Source organism: Staphylococcus ureilyticus, assembly GCF_002902235.1.
Classification (GTDB): domain Bacteria; phylum Bacillota; class Bacilli; order Staphylococcales; family Staphylococcaceae; genus Staphylococcus; species Staphylococcus ureilyticus.
Genome location: NZ_PPRL01000052.1, coordinates 1 through 19279, shown reverse-complemented (window position 1 = coordinate 19279; position 19279 = coordinate 1). Strand labels below are relative to the sequence as shown.

Sequence of the window (19279 nt, the reverse complement as noted above, 5' to 3'; positions counted from 1 at the left end):
GTGTTTATACTGTGTACATCTAATTTTTGGGCCGCACAGTATCAACATTTTTAGCTATGATATCTCCAGGTTTTAAACCTTCAATGATAAGCATAGTTTTTTTATTACCCGATTTTTCTGATTTAATAACTCTTTTAATAAATTTTTTATTGCTTAGTAAATAAACAAATTGTCCATTACCTATTGCAGTACGTGGTATTTCTATCTGTGTAGTTGATTTTTCGATTTTTACATGTTTACCAAAAAAGTGGTCAGAATTTGGTGAAATTTCAAGCGAATATTTAGATGGTTTAGATAAATTCTTTTGATTGATTGGAAGTTTAGCAATATGTGTAATTGTACCAAAACTATTATTTGTAAAATCACTTGTTATCTTTACTTTGTCTTTGATATGTAAGACATTTTTTTCTGTCTCAGAAATTTCTGCTCTTATGACAGGCTTAGGATCATAGATTTGAATAAAGGGAAGATTTTGTGTAAACATGCGCGATGGATTTATAATAATGGTGCCAGAAATCGGCGAAAAAATTGTAGTGCGCAATTTAGATTGTAAGTGGGCAATTTCAGTTTTTAAGTTAATAAGTTCTGTTGAAGTAGGTTTACTCGTCTTAGTGAGTTGAGCTAATAGTTTTTGTTTTTGTGTGATGAGTTGTTCAATGTGAGGGTTATAATACTCAAAAAGTGGTTGGTTTTGCACTACTTTTGATTCGGTTTTCACGAACCAGTCGTGGACAGTACCTTGAGAAGGATTATAATTGATTGATACTAACTGAGAAGGTTCTTGTCTTCCGATAAGAAGTGGTGGTTTTTTATAAGTCACTTTTATTGTTTCAATTTGTTTTTCAAAGTTACTACTTTGTGATTTTAAATAAAACCATAGGGACAGGGCGATTGTGCTAAAAAGGGTTAATAATGTGGCTAATATGATAAAGATACGTTTCAAAGATTGGTCACCTCTAGATGTATTATTGTACTGATTATACTGCGTTTATAATGATTGCGCCACAGAAAAAAGAGGCTACAACAAATTAATTGTTTTAGCCTCTCATTATTAAGTTCACCGAACCATTGCTATTATTGCAGGTAGCACGACATAATCATTTTAAACTAAAATAATTACTATCCTTCATCTTAAGCTGTTATGACTTAAAATAATCTTAAAAGTACTATGCCAATCATCATGGCGATGATTCCTACGACTTTTCGTTTCGTAATTTTATTCACATATGTGCCTAATAATCCAAAGTGATCAATAATTATGCCCATTAACATCTGACCTAACATCACAATAATTGTTGTTAAGGCAGCACCGAGATGTGGCATCAATATAATATTAGTAGTGACAAAAATCACGCCAAGAATACCACCAATGAAATAAATAGGTTTTAATTTACCTTTGTGTTGATTGTACGCCGTCATTTTAAGCGTTCTATTAAAGACCAAAGTCAAAATGAATAATGTTATGGTACCAATCGCAAATGAAATTAAAGATGCTAAAATCGATGAATGTATCTGTTGACCTAATGCGCTGTTAATTGCGGTCTGTATTGGTGGACAAAAACCGAATATGAAACCGATAATCAACCAAATGTATATTTGCGTATTCATGTTTTTATCTTTCGGGTTGCTACGTACATAATTCATAAGTATAATTCCGAGCATTAAAAAGAGAATGCCAAGTACTTTAAAAATAGTAAAAGGTTCAACATCTGCGCCAAACCAACCAAAAGTATCAATTGTAACGCCCATAATAATTTGACCAGCAACTGTCATTACGACGGTTAAAGAGGCACCTAATCTTGGCAACAATAATAAATTTCCTGTAAGAAAAATAACGCCTAATATACCGCCGACAAACCATATGTAACTCAATGACTGATCAGTGTAAAAGTCAGTAGTAAAGACATGTGGATTGGTTACTAAATTGATTAAGATTAAAAAGATGGTTCCAGTAGCAAAAGAAATTGTAGATGCATAGAATGAAGATTTCGTATAAAGACTTAATCTTGAATTAATCGAAGTTTGAAAAGGAACAACCATCCCAGCTACAATTCCCACTAAATATAAAAAAATCATTAAATCACGCTTTCTCTTAAGATAATTATATTATATAGGAAAGGTGTGGATTTTCCTATGCTCATTTCTATTTATCGAAGAGAAGAAAAGTATAAAATAATGTACACAATTAATGAAATATAATAAAATGCTTATGTTGATGTTATAATAAAAAGAAAATTATTAAATTGAAATTAAACATCAAGACCTATAAAAATTAGTAAGATGAATTTTTGATGGTTTAAAAATATATAGAAGTGGTGACAATTTACATTGAAACAACTTTCAATCATACGCTTATTAGATGAAGAGACTTTTTTTATAGGTGCGGGAAGTAATGAAGGTATTCAAAAAGAACAATTTATTGAAGTATTAAATCCTAGAAAATCATATAAAAATCTTGCTCAAGTGACAGAAGTTTTTGGTCAGTACGCAATGTGTAAAAAATTAGGGAAAAGTAAAATTTTTTTCGGTGATACTGTTAGACTAAGACCGCTTAGAAACAAAAGGAATCATCGATAATATAGTATATGTGGCAAACAGCGAATACAATTTGATTCGTTGTTTTGTCACTTTTTTTATTTAAAACAAACGAGCAGCCTCATGTATAGATACATAGGGCTGCTGTTATTGCTTGTGTAATTTGCTTTCATCAACTTTTTGTGACTATTCTACTTCACTAGAAAATTGTATATGTTTCAAAAATAATTGATTTAGTTTTCAAAAATTAATTTTGTAGATTTATCTATGATTTGTGCAGCGCGTACTGTTGTAGGGATTCCCGCCTTGGGGCGTAAGATATCTAGAGCAATTAATTTATTCATCCCATCTTTAACCGTACTTTCATTGATGAAATGCTCTATTTTGGGTAATTGTAATTTAATGTCTTTGTTAACAGCATCATTGAATATAAGTTCTAACGTTTGACTCATAGTATTTAACCTCCTTAATTAACTGTTTCAGTTTTGATGATTTCTACTGTTTCAAATTTTTCGCCAGTGATTTGTTCGATAATAGATTTAAAACTTTTAATTTGTTCCGTTGTTGCTTGCGTATTCAGATTTGCGAAGTGACGTTTAAACTGTGTGGCTTTTCCATCTTTGTCATATGTTAGACGCGACATAGTGACGGCTAAGTGACTGATTTGATTCATTTGTCCAACCTCCTTTCACTATATATATCGTTGTTTAAGTTTAAATAGGTTAAAAAAATTTGAAAAAATTAGACAAAATACTTTCATGTGACAAAAACATGCTATATCATTAAATATGCAACATTAATTAATTCAGAGGTGAATTTATGAATCAAGTAGATCCTATTAGGAATACTAGTGAGATAAAAGCGATGTATGAGGTTTTAAAAGCCAAATCCATGCGTGATTATCTATTGTTTAAGTTTGCAATACATACTGGTGTGAAACTTTCCTCATTATTAAATTTAAATGTAAGTGATGTAAAAATAGAGGACGATGATATCAAACACTATTGGGTAGAGATGCATGCACCTAAAATTCAAATTAGGTTACCAGAGACTTTGAGAAATGAATTAATGACATATATATCAGAACAACAATTGAAGAATGATGAGTTATTATTTCAGTCTAATAGGACATTGAAAGGTCTATCGCGACAGCAAGCTTATCGCATTATTCATCTTGCTGCAGAAGATTTAGGGATGTTACATATTGGTTTGACGACGTTGCGTAAAACATTTGCATATCATGCTTATCAATCGGGTATTTCAATATCGATTATTCAAAAGTACTTAGGACATCAAACAACTTTTGAAACGATGAAGTTTATAGGTATTTCTACAAAAGCTAGCAAAACAACGATTGCTTTAAATTTGTAAATTATAGTTAAAGGGGGTATAGGATGAGTTTAGTTTATTTAATGAGTGCTATTGTTTTAATTATGATGGTACTTTTGCTCACAATGACGAAACGAAGTTTTCATAAATTTGCTGGGCCAATCGCTTTAATAGCTCCGATCATTTCTTCTATTTACTTTCTATGGCAATTGCCACAAGTAATGAAAGGGCAATTTGTAGCAATTAAAATCCCTTGGCTTACATTATTGGATATTAATATAGATTTTAGATTAGATGGATTAAGTTTATTTTTTAGTTTGTTAATATCACTCATTGGTCTAGCAGTATTTTATTATGCTACACAATACTTATCAAAAGAACATGATCATTTACCACGTTTTTATATATATATCTTGTTATTTATGTTCAGCATGCTGGGTATTGTTACAGCAAATAATACAATTTTGATGTATGTATTTTGGGAATTGACGAGTGTATCATCTTTCTTACTCATTGCCTATTGGTACGGGAAAGGTGCAAGTCAATTTGGCGCTATCCAATCATTTATGATTACAGTTTTTGGTGGTCTTGCACTATTAACAGGTTTTATCATGATTTATATTGTTACGGGTACAAATTCTATTACATCGATAATGGCACAAAGTGATAAAATAGCGGATAGTCAGTTGTTTATACCGATTATTATCTTGTTGCTTTTAGGTGCATTTACGAAATCAGCACAATTCCCGTTCCATATTTGGTTGCCAAAAGCTATGGAAGCACCGACACCCGTGAGTGCTTATCTACACTCTGCCACAATGGTAAAAGCAGGTATATTTTTACTATTTAGATTCACACCTGTTTTAGGGCTAAGTGACTTTTATATTTATTGTGTTACTTTTGTTGGTTTGATAACGATGATTTTTGGGGCAGTTAATGCTACGCGACAATATGATTTAAAAGGTATTTTAGCTTATTCTACAATCAGTCAACTAGGTATGATTGTTTCTATGGTCGGTCTCGGTGGTGGCTTTGCACAACATACGACAGGTGAACTGTCTAAAGTATATAGCCTTATTCTCTTCGCTGGACTTTTCCATTTAATGAATCACGCATTATTCAAAGGTGCCTTGTTTATGGGTGTCGGCATCATTGATCATGAAACTGGTACAAGGGATATACGTCGATTATCTGGATTAAGAAAAGTACTGCCAATTACGCATGTAGTTATGTTACTTTCAGCTTTATCTATGGCTGGTATTCCATTTCTTAATGGCTTTTTAAGTAAAGAAATGTTTTTTGATGGTTTAGTAAGTTCATATCAATTACCACAATTTAATATCATTTTAACAATTATTATTGCAGTAATAGGCGTGGTTGCTAGTATTTTCACGCTCATTTATGCAGTTTACATGATTAAGGAAGTTTTTTGGGGAGACATTAAACATAATGATTCACCAGTACAAAATCCTCATGAACCATTTCTATTTACGCTACCTTCTGCAATTATGATGATTTTGTTGCCGATAGTGTTTTTTGTGCCAAATTTATTTGGACATCATATTATTTTACCGGCATTACGAAGTATCACAATTGGAGAAAAAGTAGATGCTGTTGCACCACATATTTCACAATGGCACGGATTTAATTTACCGCTATTGTTAAGTTTTATTGTTATTGTTGTAGGTTTTATAGCGGCGCTTAAAATTGATTGGAAAAAACAATCTGAAAAAATTAGAGTCAAATCTATAACAGATGTTTATTTAGACTCATATAAGCAATTTGAAAATTATTCAGGGTACAGTATTCGTACATTGATGAATAACCGTTTGAATCATTATATTATATTAACGTTAGCTGTTTTCATTATAGTTGTTGTTTATGGCATCATCCAAGCTGGTTTTCCTGACGTTAAACAGATACATGTCAGTGAATTCGGGCCGTTAGAAATCATCACGTTAATTGTTGTTTTTATTTTAGGTATTGCTTTAACGTTTATTCGTCAACGTTTAACGATGGTAATATTAAACGGTATTATTGGTTATTGTGTAACGATATTCTTCATTTTAATGAAAGCACCAGACTTAGCATTGACACAATTAGTGGTAGAAACAATAACTACAATATTGTTTATTGTTAGTTTTTCACGCTTACCCAACGTACCACGCTCAAAAGTTCATAAGAAACGAGAAGCTGTTAAAATTATCGTTTCATTGATGATGGCAGTTACTGTAGTCACACTTGTCTTCATTGCACAACAGGGTGAAACGATGCCAACGATTTCAACTTTTTATCATGATGCATATAAACTGGCAGGCGGTAAAAATATTGTAAATGCGATTCTTGGTGATTTTCGTGCTATGGATACTTTATTTGAAGGTATGGTATTAATCATCGCTGGATTGGGTATCTATACATTACTTAACTTTAAAGAACGGAGGGGTCAAGATGAAAGAGAATGATGTAGTCTTACGAACAATTACTAAAATTGTTGTATTTATATTGTTAACGTTCGGGTTCTACTTATTTTTAGCAGGACATAATAATCCTGGTGGTGGATTTATCGGTGGACTTGTATTCAGTTCTGCATTTTTACTTATGTTCTTGGCCTTCGACGTTAAACAAGTATTAGTCGCCTTACCACTTGATTTTAGGATATTAATGATTATCGGTTCATTAGTATCATTTGCTACTGCTGTGATACCAATGTTTTTTGGTAAACCGTTCCTTTACCAAACCGATGCATATGTCCAATTGCCGATATTAGGTGAAGTACATTTAACGACTGTGACACTTTTTGAAGCGGGTATTGTATTAGCGGTCGTAGGCGTTGTTGTAACAGTGATGCTATCCATAAGTGGTGGTCGCTCATGAATTTGATATTGTTAATGGTGATTGGCTTTTTAATATTTATAGGAACGTATATGATATTATCAGTCAATTTAATCCGTATCGTCATAGGTATTTCAATTTATACACACGCAGGAAATTTAATTATCATGAGCATGGGACGCTATGGTAAGAATATGGTAGAACCGCTTATTGGTGAAGGGAGTAAAAACTTCGTAGATCCGTTATTGCAAGCTATTGTATTGACTGCTATTGTGATAGGTTTTGCTATGACTGCATTTTTACTTGTACTCGTATATAGAACGTATCGAGTAACTAAAGAAGATGAAATTGATGTGTTAAGAGGTGATGACGATAATGATGAGTAATTTGTTAATTCTGCCATTACTTCTTCCAGCAATTTGTGCACTTGTACTCGTATTTATCCGTACACATAGCAGATTATCAAGAATTTTTTCAATCGGCACAATGTCTATTACGACAATCATATCTTTATTGTTGTTGATTTACGTTATGCAACATAAGCCAATTGCTTTAGATTTTGGTGGTTGGAAAGCGCCTTATGGTATTCAATTTGTTGGTGACTCATTGAGTTTACTCATGGTCACGACATCTAGTTTTGTCGTGACGTTAATTATGGCGTATGGTTTTGGTAGCAGAGAAAAAAGAGCAATTCGCTATTACTTACCGAGTTTTATTCTGTTTTTAACAGTAGGCGTTATTGGTTCATTTTTAACTGCTGATTTATTTAATATATATGTTATGTTTGAAGTAATGTTGCTCGCGTCGTTTGTGTTAATTACGTTAGGACAATCAGTAGAACAATTACGTGCAGCGATTATTTACGTTGTACTTAATATTTTAGGTTCTTGGTTATTATTATTAGGTATCGGCTTACTATATAAACTTACTGGCACCTTAAACTTTGCTTTAGTAGCGCAAAGATTAACTGAGATGCAGGGTGAAAGTTCAGTAGTAATTATTTCAATGGTATTTTTAATTGCATTTGGTGCAAAAGCTGCGCTTGTATTATTCATGTGGCTTCCAAAAGCATATGCTGTTTTAAATACTGAATTAGCAGCATTATTTGCGGCATTAATGACAAAAGTCGGCGCTTATGCCTTGATTCGTTTTTTCACATTGTTATTTGATGATTATAGTGGTATTACACATCCACTATTGGTTGTCTTGTCTTGTATCACGATGTTGATTGGCGCATTTGGTGTCTTAGCTTATCGAGATATTAAAAAAATTGCGGCATATCAAGTGATTCTTTCTATAGGTTTTATTATTTTAGGTCTAGGTTCAAATACAATTTCAGGTGTCAATGGTGCTATTTTTTATCTAACAAATGACATTGTTGTGAAAACTTTACTATTCTTTATTATTGGTAGCTTAGTATATATTACTGGTTATCGACAATATAAAAATTTATATGGTTTAGCTAAAAGAGAACCATTCTTCGGTGTGGCATTTGTGGTAATGATTTTGGCCATTGGCGGTGTTCCTCCATTTAGCGGTTTCCCAGGAAAAGTGTTTATTTTTAAAGGTGCTGTTGAAAATGGTAATTATATAGGCTTAACTTTGATGATTTTAACTAGCCTGATTGGTATGTTTAGCTTGTTTAGAATTTTCTTCACAATGTATTTAGGTAATGCTGATAAAGGTGAACATATAGACTTCAAACCAATTCCTAAATATCGTAAAGGTTTGATTGGTATCCTTGTAGCCGCAATTATTGGTATGGGGCTGGCAGCTCCACTGATTTTCAAAGTAACTGACAATGCTACCCATTTAAACATGGATGATGGATTATATGAAAAAATGGTCAATCCTCATTTAGTGAAGGAGGAGAAATAATGAGACAAGTCTTACTTAATATGGTCATTGCATTTTTATGGGTGTTATTTCAAGATGAAGAATCATTTAAAGCTTCTACCTTCTTCTCAGGTTATCTTATTGGTTTAGTCGTTATTTATATCCTACATCGTTTTTTTGGCCAACAATTTTATTTGAAAAAGGTTTGGGTAGCATTTAAATTTTTAACGGTATACTTATATCAGTTAATTACATCAAGTATGACAACAATCAACTACATTTTATTTAAAACGAAAGACTTAAATCCTGGTTTAGTTAGGTATGAAACGACTTTAGAAACTGATTGGGAAGTTTCATTTTTGACTATTCTAATTATCATTACACCGGGTTCAACGGTTATTAGAATTTCAAAAGAGAGAAAAAAGATTTTTATACATGCAATTGATATCTCTGAAAAAGAAAAACAGAAACTGCTTAAAAGTATAAGACAATATGAAGGACTCATATTGGAGGTGGCAGAATGATCGAATCACTGATAAATTTCTTTATTACAAGTTCAATTATTTTATTTGGGATAGCACTTATCTTAACGTTGTTTCGGTTAGTAAAAGGACCGACGACAGCTGATAGGGTGGTTGCATTTGATACTGCTAGTGCTATATTAATGTCAACTGTCGGTGTGTTAAGTGTTGTCTTTGGTACCTTTTCTTTCTTAGATTCTATCTTATTGATTGCGATCATTTCGTTTGTAAGCACCGTTTCTATTTCAAGATTTATAGAAGGGGGGCATGTCTTTAATGCAAATAACAAGCGAAATCGTTAATTTAATTGCAGCTTTTATGATGTTTTTGGGTAGTATTATCGCTTTAATTAGTGCGATCGGTCTGATTAAGTTCCAAGATGTCTTTTTAAGAAGTCATGCCTCTACGAAAAGTTCAACATTATCAGTATTGTTAACACTTGTAGGTGTTGTCATTTATTTTATTTCTTCACAAGGTTATTTAAGTGTTCGGATGATTTTGGCATTGGTATTTATCAATTTAACATCTCCAGTAGGTGGACACTTGATATCAAGAGCGGCATACCGAACGGGCGCTTATATGTACAGGAAAAGTGATGCACCTAAACAAACAAGTATCTTATTAAGCGCTTCAGAAAATGATACATTTGAACAATTGAAAAAGCGTGCTCAAATACGGGAAGAGCGTAGACGTAAAATGAATGAAAAAGATCAGGATATGTATTAAATTAAATAAATCAGTTATTTAAGCATCTATTTATTTGCTTGAAAATAACTTATTTGGAAATTATGTATTTGATTAAGCGGGTTGGAAATCAAAGTTAAGTTTGATTTCCAACCCGCTATTTCTATATATGATGTTATTTGATTGGCATCGTGGTGTTTGTAGAATAACAAAATTTTATCATTGTTGAAGTGCAATACATTTTAGCGTCTGCTAAAAAAATGATAAAATTATATATATTTGTAATTGTGTTAATGTTAAAAAGTACATATCTGATAAATATCATTGTTCATACAAACAAAGATATGAAAGAGTTTGAGACACAATATGTTCATAAATAAAACGATTGTATTTTTGTTTCAACCTCAGCAATTATGAAAGTTTAAATGTTGAAAAGAGGTGAAACCATGCAAATATTTGAAACAATACTTATATTTTTAGCTGTAGTAATCGCAAGTTCTTTAGTTCATATTTTATTACCTAAAATCCCTTTAGCTTTTATACAAATTATACTCGGTATGTTACTGTATATTACCCCAGTTCCCGTCGAATTCCATTTTGATTCAGAATTATTTATGGTTGCTCTGATAGCACCGCTATTATTTGTTGAAGGTGTAAAAGTTTCTCGTGTACATTTAAGACGTTATATCAAACCTGTTTTAATGATGGCATTAGGTCTTGTAGTAACCACAGTAATCGTAGTTGGTTTATTTGTGCATTGGATTTGGCCCGAGTTACCGTTAGCTGCTGCGTTTGCGCTAGCCGCAATCTTATGTCCAACTGATGCCGTTGCTGTTCAAGCAATTACGAATGGTAAAGTACTCCCTAAAGGTTCTATGACAATTTTAGAGGGTGAGTCATTATTAAATGATGCTGCTGGTATCATATCTTTTAAAATTGCTGTAGCTGCATTGATTACGGGTGGCTTTTCAATGGTGAATGCTGTTGAACAGTTTTTAATATCTTCTATTGGTGGATTTATTGTAGGTTTAATTATTGGCGTGGCACTTGTTAGGTTTAGAGTATCACTTTCTAGAAGAGGTATAGAAAATATAAATATGTTTACGTTTATACAACTTGTGACGCCTTTTATTACATATCTCGTTGCTGAAATGTTTCATGCGTCAGGCATTATTGCAGCTGTAGTAGCAGGCTTGGTTCATGGGTTTGAACGTGACCGTATTGCACAGGCACGTACTAGATTACAAATGAGTTATAACCATACTTGGAATATATTGGGTTATGCATTAAACGGTTTTGTTTTTTCCATTTTAGGATTTTTAGTTCCGGAACTTGTTGGCAGAATTATAGAAAATGAACCCCATAATTTTATTTTTCTAATTGTAGTCACAGTTTTAATTGCTTTAGCAATTTATTTATTTAGATTTTTATGGGTGTTTGTTTTATATCCTTATTTTTATTTACCAATTAGTCCATTCCAAAAAATACTTACGAATTATGAAGATAATACGAAAGTCACTGAGAAACCACCGAAACGTGGTATGTATGCTTTTATCATGACATTGTGTGGCGTACACGGGACAATATCTTTAGCAATTGCTTTGACATTACCTTATATGTTGGCTGATCATCATTCTTTCGTATTTAGAGATGACTTATTATTTATCGCATCCGGTATGGTCATTATGAGTTTAATTATTGCACAGGTTTTATTACCTATTGTGACACCTAATGCGGTTCAACCAAAGCAACACGGTATGAACTTTAAACAAGCACGGGTGTATATTTTAGAAAAAGTTATAGAACACTTAAATAAATTATCCTCTGAAGAATCAAGTTATTTATATGGAAATGTTATCAAAGAATACCATGACAAATTAGCATTTCTTAAAACTGTTGAGAACGAAGATGAAAATACTAAAGAGTTAGAACGATTACAAAAAATTGCTTTTGATGTTGAAAATAATACGTTGAATAGTTTGGTATCTAATGGCGATATAACAACAAATATCCTAGATAACTATATGCGCTATGCGGAACGTACTCAGGTTTATAAACAATCATCTCTCATTCAACGTATTAAAGTTGAAGTGAAAACGTTTGTCTTAAAAAGTAGAATTAAAACAAAAGTGAGAACAAATGCAGCTTCCTCATTATCAGTGATTGAAAACTTGAGAGAAATTTCTAATGTTATGAGAACAGTGCATTATCGTGTAGTCAGTCGTTTAGGTAAGGAAACAACTGAAGCAAATAAATTAGAAGTTGGTATGATTTGTGATAGTTATTTAATGAGAATAGAAAACTTAACGCCTTCTAATTTCTTTAATCCAAAAAGTGAAACTTCAATTACTAAAATTAAATTAGGTGCACTTAGAGAACAGCGTCGTGTTTTGAATGAACTTTCTGAAGATGAAGAAATTAGTGAAGTTACTGCGCTAAAATTACGTGAAGCGATTAATTATGATGAAATGATTATCGTAGATAGTTTAACAGATTAAAGCGCATAAATTAGCAAGTTTAATTCATGCTTAATTAAAAGAAGTCATGAGTTACCTCTTCTTTTCAAGTTTTAAGGGAATGAGCGACGATATCTAATTTTATTAAACAGATGTCGTCGTTTAACCCGACAACGATGCTATTAAGGATTACCTGAGCTGTTGCTCATGCATAAGCCCCACTAACCCAACAAGTTGGGAAGTGGGGCTTTAAATTTTTAGTTCATCATCTACTGTCAATATGAAATGAGGTTGGTACGCATTGATTATGTACCAGCTTCTTTTTTATATTACGTTTTGCTCATGCATAAGTCTTACTAATTCAGCCAAGCTGAAAGTAAAAAGAGGAACGCCTGAGCTGCTGCTCATGCATAAGTCTTACTAATTCAGCAAAGCTGAAAGTAAGACTAAAAAAAATCTCCATCAATGGGGGGAGGAGCCAACCATTGATGGAGTTAAGGGAGATAGATGATTTAAGGCTTGAATACCACCATACCGTACGTCATTAGGAGGGAAACGTACGGTATGGGGCTATTCACCTACAATGTAGGTTAAATAGCCTTATTTTATTCCATACTACCGTGAACAGTATTGATATTTTCTTGCATCATATTAAAATATGAATCTCCTTTAGTGCCTTTTTTACCTATAGAATCTGTATATACTTCTCCATAAATATCTAAGTTTGTTTCTTCACTTAGACTTTGCATACTTTTCTTATCTACACTCGTTTCTACAAGTAAATGTTTAAGGTTATTGTCTTGAACAAATTTTACAGCTTGCTTCATCTGTTCAGGGGTACCTTGTTTTTCGGTATTGATTTCCCAAATATAACCAGGTTTAATATCAAACTGTTTTGAGAAATATTTAAAAGCACCTTCACTTGTGATCATTGCACGTTGTTCTTTAGGTATATCATTGAATTTATCATGACTTTCTTTTTTCAAATCTTCTAACTTAGCGATATAATCTTTGGTATTACTTTGAATATCATCTTTATACTTGTCATTTTTCTTAATCAAGGCTTTGCTTATTTCTTCTACATATTTAATACCATTATCTAAACTTAACCAAGCGTGTGGATCTTGTTTTGATTCATCGCCTTCTTTAGCACCGTTTAAGTATAAAGGTTTAACATTTTTTGAAACTTTAACAACAGAACCATCTTCATATGACTTATTAGCTTGTGATAATGCGTTTTTAAACCAACCATTACCTGTTTCTAAGTTTAGCCCGTTATAAAACACAACGTCAGCATCTGTTAATGCTTTAATATCTTTTGGTTTTACTTCATATTCATGTGGATCTTGACCGATTGGGACGATACTATGAATATCTACGTTATCGCCTCCAACATTTTTGACCATGTCATAAAGGATTGAGTTTGTTGTTACAACTTTTATTTTTTCATGTGATTGAGAATTAGAATCGTTGTTTCCTTTACCACATGCACTTAAAAATAATAAAAGAATCATTGTAATTGTTAATAGTTTTTTCATTAAATTGCTCCTTTTTTTGTGAAAAATTGCATTTTATTACAAGTGAAAATAATGATATAAATGATAAACGCACATAAGACGATAGTTGCACCACTTGGAATATTATAAATATAACTAAAATACATACCGACAATTGAACTTATAACACTAATAAGACTAGAAATGATCATCATCGTATGTAATTTTTTAGCGATTAAAAATGCAGCTGAAGCAGGCGTAATCAATAAAGCGACAACTAATATAATACCTACTGTTTGTATGCTTGCTACCGTAACGAGTGAGAGCAATAGCATAACGAAATAGTGTAAAAATGTAGTGTTTAAACCACTCATTCTACTAAAAATTGGGTCGAATGTGGATATCATTAATGGTCTGTAGAAAGTTATAATTAAAATCATAACGATTAAACCAACTACGACTGTTGACCAAAAAGTAGTGTGTGTCACTGCTAATAGGTTACCGAAAAGAATATGATATAAGTCGGTGGTACTATTAATGAGACTAATTAAAATGACCCCGGTAGCTAAAAATGCTGTAAAACTAATTCCTATCGCAGCATCGGGTTTGGTCTTACTACTTTTGGTAATGAATCCGATAAAGATACTAGCAATCATACCTGTCACTAACGCTCCAACAAACATAGGAACGCCGAATAAAAATGATAATGCGACCCCAGGTAAAACTGCGTGACTCATTGCGTCTCCCATAAGGGACAGGCCTCTTAATACAATGAGGCAACCTACTGTACCACAAACGATTCCTACAACAATTGAAATAATCAATGCATTGCTTAAAAATTTGTATTCAAATAGGTGTTGAAAAAATTCCATATCGTGTTACTTCCTTTCTATTTATGCCGATTCTGACTTTTGTTGCTCTTCCTGTGTGGGGTTTAAGAAAGTTTCGTTTAAATGGTCAGGTTGCATCGCAACATGACTTTCTCCAAAGAAACGAATTGTTTTGTTTAAAAGAATAACACGATTAAAATACTTTTCTGCTTTAGATAAATCATGGTGTACAATTAAAATTAATTTCCCAGCTTCTTTAAGCTCATTTAATTGAGTCATTATGATTTGTTCACTATGGAAATCAATACCTACAAATGGTTCATCTAAAAGATAGAGTGTACTTTCTGTCATGAGTGCTCTAGCTACTAAAACTCTTTGTAATTGACCTCCACTGAGTGCAGAAATTTGTCGATTTCTTAAATCTTGTAATTCTAATGTTGATAGCAGTTGATTAAGTCTAGCTCTTGTTTTAGGGGTAACAAACCTAAACCAACCAATATCTTTATAGGCACCTGAGAGTACAACATCTTCTACCTTAATTGGAAAGTCTAAGTCAATATGTGCTTTTTGTGGGATGTATGTAACATTTTTAAGTGTTTGTTGTATAGGAATGTTATGTAAATTAGCGATACCTGTTGACTTAAATTCACCAATAATTGATTTGAGTAAGGAAGATTTTCCTGCTCCATTGGGTCCCATAATACCTATAATTTCACCTTTTACGGGAATTTCTAAATTAATGTTTTCCAAGACATGTTTATTCCCTAAAGTGAGATTTAAGTTATTAATTTCTAACATTTTTCTACCTCCTTAAATTAAATTTTAGGCTAACCTAATTTAATTTATAATATAACATTAACTTTTAGCGTGTCAAGTAGATTCGTGATACAATAAAGTGAATGACTTGAGAGGTGAAACCATGCTAACTGAAGAAAAAGAAGATTATTTAAAAGCAATTTTGACTCATAATGGCGATCATTCTTTCGTTTCAAACAAGACGTTATCCCAGTATTTAAATATCAAACCACCATCTGTAAGTGAAATGGTGAATCGTTTAGAAAAATCGGGATTTGTAGAAACGAAGCCATATAAAGGTGTGCAATTGTCAGAAGAAGGTTTGACATATACCTTAGATATCATTAAAAGACATCGATTATTAGAATTATTTTTAATTAAGATATTAGAATATAATTGGGAAGAGGTACATCAGGAAGCTGAGGTGCTAGAACACAAAGTTTCACACTTATTTGTAGAACGTTTAGACAAACTATTAGATTACCCAATCACTTGTCCGCACGGTGGTATTATCCCTAGAGACAATAAATATAAAGAGATATATACTACAAATTTATTGTCGTTTGAAGCCGGTGATATAGTGACGATAAAACGTGTGCGAGATAGAACAGAATTGTTAGTTTATTTAACAAGTAAATCTATATTGATTGGTGAACAAATAAAAATATTAGATAAAGATGATACCAATAAAGTGGTAATGGTGCAGAAAGAAGAAAAAGTGACAGTACTGAGTTATGATAATGCAGAACATATTTATGCAGAAAAATAAGAATTTGCATACTGAAGTTTTTTATATGCAACTTAGAAGGATTTAAAAAATTGAAATCGTCTAGCTAATAAGCATAAGACAAAGCTTGAAAAGGACATTGTAGTCATATTTAATAGTTAATAGTGATATTGAAAGGAAAAAAGTCTGAGTCATAAATCCTAAAAAATAGCACACAGATGATTTAATTCAATCTATCTGTGTGCTTCTTGTTATTCAATGCTGCGGCGTATTGTTGGCTCGCTTTCTTAGAGGACAGCTTCTGCCCGTCGTCTTCAGTTTGTCCTGTTGCCTCAAGCGTCTTATCAAAATACAACCTATTAAAGCCGATTTTTATATTATTTCAATGAATATTGGCTTTTTCACTTACCCAATAACTTTATTTCTTAGACTCTTTTTGAAGAGGTCTAAGGAATAAAGTAAACTCGGAATAATTGATAAACAGTAAATAAATTGGTCGCTATCCAAATGAAGCTATAGATGAAGGTTGGAACATGAGTCAATGTTTTTAAAGTGCTACCATCCCAAGTGATTTCATTTGATGAGAAAGTTAATTTGAATATTGTCCAAGATGATTGAAGAACTTCTCCTAATAAAACACCTAAGATAAAATGTTGTGTAATAGTTATAACATAAAGTATCGCTAATTGATTATCACTTTTAAATAAGCAATATAATAAAAAAATTAAAAGTAATACTATGAACATTGGTAATAGCTTTCTAGACGTTAAGCATACAAAATATATAAATATTAATAGGTAAGCAGTGATAAACAAGCTTGGATATTGATATTGCGTAGATAGAAATCCTATATATAACATCAGTGGGGGCATAACGTAACCACCGAATGTAGTGATGGACTGACCAATACTATTTTTTGATTGTGTTATGGCGTAGCCTTGTTGAGATGTTGCTAGACGCTCAGCTGGTCTTGCCACAATCACTAAGTCTCTCGCTCGTCCACCGCTCAATTTATTAAATAATATATGGCCAAACTCATGTGTTAATACAGGGATATAGTTAAAATAGATATCTAAAAATTGGTTGATAGGTTTATTTCGATAAGTATGTATGATGATATAGATTATAGCCACTAAAACAATCCAATAAAGATGTAATTGAATAGAAGAACTGAAAAACGCATTTAGCTTAGACATGAAATACCTCATTTTTAGAATACGAAAATTTAATATTTTACGAGATACCATAATAATCAAACAGATCTCACATATAATAGTATAAAGTAAGATCATCCATAAATCATTTGGACTTTTGATGTATATTATATTTTAAAGCGGTTTGACCTAGGTTTTATTAATATTGTAATATATGCGAGAGTAACAGTATTCATATTACAAGTAATGTATTATAGGGTAACGAGAAAAAGAATTGAGTTAGGAGATAACCAATTATGACAAGTGCTAATAAATTAGAAAAGGTAAACGTATTATCTGTTTTATTCGATAATGTAACGCTGACAGAAATGCGTGACCGTATAAAGCTTTTTTTTGAATCACAATCTGAAAAGAATTTATTTATTGTAACTGCTAATCCTGAAATAGTTGACTTTTCTACTGAAAATGAAGCATATCGTAAGTTAATTAACAAAGCAGACTATGTCATTCCTGATGGTACAGGTGTAGTTATGGCTTCAAAACTGCTTAAAACCCCTTTGAAAGAACGTGTTCCAGGTATAGAATTAATGGAAGCATGTTTGAAAATTGCTAATGCTAATTATCAAAAAGTCTTTTTATTAGGTGCAAAAGATGAGGTTGTCGTTCAAGCTGTGAAGAAATTAAGTGAAAAATACCCTAATATTCATTTTGATTATCACCATGGCTATTTTAATTTAGAAGATGAAACGGTATTGAAACACGTGAGTTCATTTAATCCAGATTATGTTTTCGTTGGGATGGGTTATCCTAAGCAAGAACAATGGATTGAACGTTATGATCATTATTTTAAACAGACATTACTAATGGGTGTTGGCGGATCTATTGAAGTTTTTAGCGGAACGAAAAAAAGAGCGCCCAAAATATTTCGTAAATTAAATATCGAATGGATTTATCGTTTTATCATTGATTGGAAACGGTTTGGTAGAATGAAAGCCATACCGAAGTTTGTATTTAAAGTGATTAAGCAAAAAGCAAAGCAATAAAAAATCGGCTATAGCATTGTTAAGCTATAGCCGATTTTTTACTACAATGACTTTGATATATTTAGCAAATATAAGTTTATTTTAGTTATGATTTATTTATTAAAATTGTCATGCAATTGTGCAGTCGTTATCTATGATATTTAACAGTCAATAAAATTATTTCACTTCAAATCTTGAGTTATCCAATTTACTTCTAAATGCTTTTTGTTCTTCTTTGGAATATTTTTTAAAACCGTTTAAGAATTTTTCATATTCGGGTAAAACCTCGTCTAGTTCACCGAATTTTTTTAATTTACCAGCTTCTATCCACGCGATTTTAGTACAAAATTCACGCACTTGTTTCATATTATGGCTTACGAAGAAAATAGTTTTACCTTGCTTTTTATACTCGTAAATTTTATCTAAACATTTTTGTGCAAAAGTTTGGTCTCCAACTGACAATGCTTCGTCAATGACAAGGATGTCTGGATTTGTTGTGATATTAATTGAGAAACCTAACTTGGCTCGCATACCACTAGAATATTTTTTAACAGGTTGATAAATGAATTCTCCTAATTCACTGAATTCAATAATATCAGGTGTTAAGGTTTTAATCTGTTTTCTTGTGAATCCCATGCATAACATTTTAAATTCTATGTTTTCAATACCTGTTAACTGTCCATTTAAACCAGCATTAATTGCAATCACACTAACTTCACCGTGTCGATTCACATCTCCAGCAGTAGGAGATAGGGAACCACCAATAATATTACTAAGCGTAGATTTACCTGACCCATTGATGCCTACAAGGCCTATAACATCACCTTCGTATGCTGTTAATGACAAATCATTCAGCGCATAAAATGTCTTGTTTTTATTAAAAGGGACTAAGGCATCTTTTAAACGCTCTTTATTATTGCGATAGATGCGGTATTCTTTAGTTACATGTTCAATGTTAACCGATACATTCATAATTTTACCTTCCTTATTTGCAGATAGTATATAGTATATTATATTATATATGAGTTGTTAAATTTATTAACCTATTGTAAAGTAAGTGAG

Annotated in this window: 21 protein-coding genes; 12 read left to right on the top strand and 9 right to left on the bottom strand. The window is 32.1% G+C overall.

All coding sequences use genetic code 11. The features are described 5' to 3' along the window. Positions 1 to 19 precede the first annotated feature (19 nt). Entirely contained in the window at positions 20 to 943 is a 924-nt protein-coding gene (locus CD150_RS05990) for an efflux RND transporter periplasmic adaptor subunit (RefSeq protein ID WP_073343383.1), read from the bottom strand. Positions 944 to 1146: 203 nt separating this feature from the next. Continuing rightward, positions 1147 to 2076, bottom strand: a complete 930-nt coding sequence (locus CD150_RS05985; RefSeq protein WP_073343380.1) for a DMT family transporter — start codon at positions 2074 to 2076, stop codon at positions 1147 to 1149. Positions 2077 to 2328: 252 nt separating this feature from the next. On the opposite strand from CD150_RS05985, the gene CD150_RS05980 reads away from it, so the two are divergent. Continuing rightward, positions 2329 to 2577, top strand: a complete 249-nt coding sequence (locus CD150_RS05980; RefSeq protein WP_073343377.1) for a hypothetical protein — start codon at positions 2329 to 2331, stop codon at positions 2575 to 2577. A 191-nt stretch (positions 2578 to 2768) separates the two neighbouring features. On the opposite strand, the gene CD150_RS05975 is transcribed toward CD150_RS05980, so the two are convergent. Together CD150_RS05975 and sroA are read right to left on the bottom strand one after the other, a co-directional pair. After that, on the bottom strand, positions 2769 to 2987 hold the full coding sequence (locus CD150_RS05975; protein WP_070038966.1) for a DUF2922 domain-containing protein: 219 nt from the start codon (positions 2985 to 2987) through the stop codon (positions 2769 to 2771). 14 nt (positions 2988 to 3001) lie between these two features. Beyond that, positions 3002 to 3208: a sigS mRNA-stabilizing protein SroA gene (gene sroA / locus CD150_RS05970; RefSeq protein WP_070038970.1), complete on the bottom strand. Its 207-nt coding sequence runs from the start codon at positions 3206 to 3208 to the stop codon at positions 3002 to 3004. A 146-nt stretch (positions 3209 to 3354) separates the two neighbouring features. On the opposite strand from sroA, the gene CD150_RS05965 reads away from it, so the two are divergent. The 9 genes from CD150_RS05965 to CD150_RS05925 all read left to right on the top strand — a co-directional run bounded on the left by CD150_RS05965 (position 3355) and on the right by CD150_RS05925 (position 12235). After that, the gene (locus tag CD150_RS05965) at positions 3355 to 3906 is read left to right on the top strand and encodes a tyrosine-type recombinase/integrase (RefSeq protein WP_073343373.1); all 552 of its coding nucleotides are present in this window, start codon (positions 3355 to 3357) and stop codon (positions 3904 to 3906) included. A gap of 23 nt (positions 3907 to 3929) precedes the next feature. Continuing rightward, the gene (locus CD150_RS05960) at positions 3930 to 6326 is read left to right on the top strand and encodes a DUF4040 family protein (RefSeq protein WP_073343370.1); all 2397 of its coding nucleotides are present in this window, start codon (positions 3930 to 3932) and stop codon (positions 6324 to 6326) included. Further along, complete coding sequence (gene mnhB2, locus CD150_RS05955; RefSeq protein WP_019468412.1) at positions 6313 to 6738, top strand: Na+/H+ antiporter Mnh2 subunit B; 426 nt, start codon at positions 6313 to 6315, stop codon at positions 6736 to 6738. The genes CD150_RS05960 and mnhB2 overlap by 14 nt, the downstream gene beginning before the upstream one ends. After that, positions 6735 to 7082, top strand: coding sequence for a Na+/H+ antiporter Mnh2 subunit C (gene mnhC2, locus CD150_RS05950; RefSeq protein WP_019468411.1), 348 nt, complete (start codon positions 6735 to 6737; stop codon positions 7080 to 7082). Before mnhB2 ends, mnhC2 begins: the two co-directional genes overlap by 4 nt. Continuing rightward, positions 7072 to 8574 carry a Na+/H+ antiporter Mnh2 subunit D gene (gene mnhD2 / locus CD150_RS05945; RefSeq protein WP_046207308.1) on the top strand — a complete coding sequence of 501 codons (1503 nt, stop codon included), beginning with the start codon at positions 7072 to 7074 and terminating at the stop codon, positions 8572 to 8574. The genes mnhC2 and mnhD2 overlap by 11 nt, the downstream gene beginning before the upstream one ends. After that, a complete protein-coding gene (gene mnhE2, locus CD150_RS05940; RefSeq protein ID WP_040029960.1) occupies positions 8574 to 9056 on the top strand; it encodes a Na+/H+ antiporter Mnh2 subunit E in 483 nt (160 codons plus the stop codon). The genes mnhD2 and mnhE2 overlap by 1 nt, the downstream gene beginning before the upstream one ends. Continuing rightward, positions 9053 to 9355, top strand: a complete 303-nt coding sequence (gene mnhF2 / locus CD150_RS05935; protein WP_046207309.1) for a Na+/H+ antiporter Mnh2 subunit F — start codon at positions 9053 to 9055, stop codon at positions 9353 to 9355. The genes mnhE2 and mnhF2 overlap by 4 nt, the downstream gene beginning before the upstream one ends. Further along, on the top strand, positions 9330 to 9779 hold the full coding sequence (locus tag CD150_RS05930; protein WP_046207310.1) for a Na+/H+ antiporter subunit G: 450 nt from the start codon (positions 9330 to 9332) through the stop codon (positions 9777 to 9779). Before mnhF2 ends, CD150_RS05930 begins: the two co-directional genes overlap by 26 nt. A gap of 404 nt (positions 9780 to 10183) precedes the next feature. Further along, complete coding sequence (locus CD150_RS05925) at positions 10184 to 12235, top strand: cation:proton antiporter (protein ID WP_046207311.1); 2052 nt, start codon at positions 10184 to 10186, stop codon at positions 12233 to 12235. Positions 12236 to 12798: 563 nt separating this feature from the next. Here the strand turns inward: CD150_RS05925 and mntC are convergent. From mntC to CD150_RS05910, 3 genes are read right to left on the bottom strand one after another with little or no spacing between them, the layout of a single operon-like run. Further along, entirely contained in the window at positions 12799 to 13731 is a 933-nt protein-coding gene (gene mntC, locus CD150_RS05920; protein WP_064209570.1) for a manganese ABC transporter substrate-binding lipoprotein MntC, read from the bottom strand. Further along, on the bottom strand, positions 13731 to 14561 hold the full coding sequence (locus CD150_RS05915) for a metal ABC transporter permease (protein WP_103161431.1): 831 nt from the start codon (positions 14559 to 14561) through the stop codon (positions 13731 to 13733). Before CD150_RS05915 ends, mntC begins: the two co-directional genes overlap by 1 nt. A 21-nt stretch (positions 14562 to 14582) precedes the next feature. Further along, the gene (locus CD150_RS05910; protein WP_103161430.1) at positions 14583 to 15317 is read right to left on the bottom strand and encodes a metal ABC transporter ATP-binding protein; all 735 of its coding nucleotides are present in this window, start codon (positions 15315 to 15317) and stop codon (positions 14583 to 14585) included. A 121-nt stretch (positions 15318 to 15438) separates the two neighbouring features. Between CD150_RS05910 and CD150_RS05905 the strand changes: the two genes are divergently transcribed. Further along, on the top strand, positions 15439 to 16083 hold the full coding sequence (locus CD150_RS05905; RefSeq protein WP_046207315.1) for a metal-dependent transcriptional regulator: 645 nt from the start codon (positions 15439 to 15441) through the stop codon (positions 16081 to 16083). A gap of 404 nt (positions 16084 to 16487) precedes the next feature. Here CD150_RS05905 and CD150_RS05895 read toward each other — a convergent pair whose 3' ends face one another. Then, complete coding sequence (locus tag CD150_RS05895; protein ID WP_073343359.1) at positions 16488 to 17237, bottom strand: M50 family metallopeptidase; 750 nt, start codon at positions 17235 to 17237, stop codon at positions 16488 to 16490. Between the two features lie 254 nt (positions 17238 to 17491). Here CD150_RS05895 and tarA point away from each other — a divergent pair, with 254 nt between their 5' ends. Then, positions 17492 to 18238 (top strand): N-acetylglucosaminyldiphosphoundecaprenol N-acetyl-beta-D-mannosaminyltransferase TarA, encoded by a 747-nt coding sequence (gene tarA, locus CD150_RS05890; protein ID WP_073343356.1) that lies wholly within the window; start codon positions 17492 to 17494, stop codon positions 18236 to 18238. A 156-nt stretch (positions 18239 to 18394) separates the two neighbouring features. Here tarA and tagH read toward each other — a convergent pair whose 3' ends face one another. Then, positions 18395 to 19189, bottom strand: a complete 795-nt coding sequence (tagH, locus tag CD150_RS05885) for a teichoic acids export ABC transporter ATP-binding subunit TagH (RefSeq protein ID WP_073343352.1) — start codon at positions 19187 to 19189, stop codon at positions 18395 to 18397. Positions 19190 to 19279: the final 90 nt, after the last annotated feature.

What these genes read in the sequence shown, in the direction of transcription:
- CD150_RS05985 (WP_073343380.1), bottom strand. Translation starts at nt 2,076, where the DNA reads ATGATTTTTTTATATTTAGTGGGAATTGTAGCTGGGATGGTTGTTCCT.
- CD150_RS05975 (WP_070038966.1), bottom strand. Translation starts at nt 2,987, where the DNA reads ATGAGTCAAACGTTAGAACTTATATTCAATGATGCTGTTAACAAAGAC.
- sroA (WP_070038970.1), bottom strand. Translation starts at nt 3,208, where the DNA reads ATGAATCAAATCAGTCACTTAGCCGTCACTATGTCGCGTCTAACATAT.
- CD150_RS05965 (WP_073343373.1), top strand. Translation starts at nt 3,355, where the DNA reads ATGAATCAAGTAGATCCTATTAGGAATACTAGTGAGATAAAAGCGATG.
- CD150_RS05960 (WP_073343370.1), top strand. Translation starts at nt 3,930, where the DNA reads ATGAGTTTAGTTTATTTAATGAGTGCTATTGTTTTAATTATGATGGTA.
- mnhB2 (WP_019468412.1), top strand. Translation starts at nt 6,313, where the DNA reads ATGAAAGAGAATGATGTAGTCTTACGAACAATTACTAAAATTGTTGTA.
- mnhC2 (WP_019468411.1), top strand. Translation starts at nt 6,735, where the DNA reads ATGAATTTGATATTGTTAATGGTGATTGGCTTTTTAATATTTATAGGA.
- mnhD2 (WP_046207308.1), top strand. Translation starts at nt 7,072, where the DNA reads ATGATGAGTAATTTGTTAATTCTGCCATTACTTCTTCCAGCAATTTGT.
- mnhE2 (WP_040029960.1), top strand. Translation starts at nt 8,574, where the DNA reads ATGAGACAAGTCTTACTTAATATGGTCATTGCATTTTTATGGGTGTTA.
- mnhF2 (WP_046207309.1), top strand. Translation starts at nt 9,053, where the DNA reads ATGATCGAATCACTGATAAATTTCTTTATTACAAGTTCAATTATTTTA.
- CD150_RS05930 (WP_046207310.1), top strand. Translation starts at nt 9,330, where the DNA reads ATGCAAATAACAAGCGAAATCGTTAATTTAATTGCAGCTTTTATGATG.
- CD150_RS05925 (WP_046207311.1), top strand. Translation starts at nt 10,184, where the DNA reads ATGCAAATATTTGAAACAATACTTATATTTTTAGCTGTAGTAATCGCA.
- mntC (WP_064209570.1), bottom strand. Translation starts at nt 13,731, where the DNA reads ATGAAAAAACTATTAACAATTACAATGATTCTTTTATTATTTTTAAGT.
- CD150_RS05915 (WP_103161431.1), bottom strand. Translation starts at nt 14,561, where the DNA reads ATGGAATTTTTTCAACACCTATTTGAATACAAATTTTTAAGCAATGCA.
- CD150_RS05910 (WP_103161430.1), bottom strand. Translation starts at nt 15,317, where the DNA reads ATGTTAGAAATTAATAACTTAAATCTCACTTTAGGGAATAAACATGTC.
- CD150_RS05905 (WP_046207315.1), top strand. Translation starts at nt 15,439, where the DNA reads ATGCTAACTGAAGAAAAAGAAGATTATTTAAAAGCAATTTTGACTCAT.
- CD150_RS05895 (WP_073343359.1), bottom strand. Translation starts at nt 17,237, where the DNA reads ATGTCTAAGCTAAATGCGTTTTTCAGTTCTTCTATTCAATTACATCTT.
- tarA (WP_073343356.1), top strand. Translation starts at nt 17,492, where the DNA reads ATGACAAGTGCTAATAAATTAGAAAAGGTAAACGTATTATCTGTTTTA.
- tagH (WP_073343352.1), bottom strand. Translation starts at nt 19,189, where the DNA reads ATGAATGTATCGGTTAACATTGAACATGTAACTAAAGAATACCGCATC.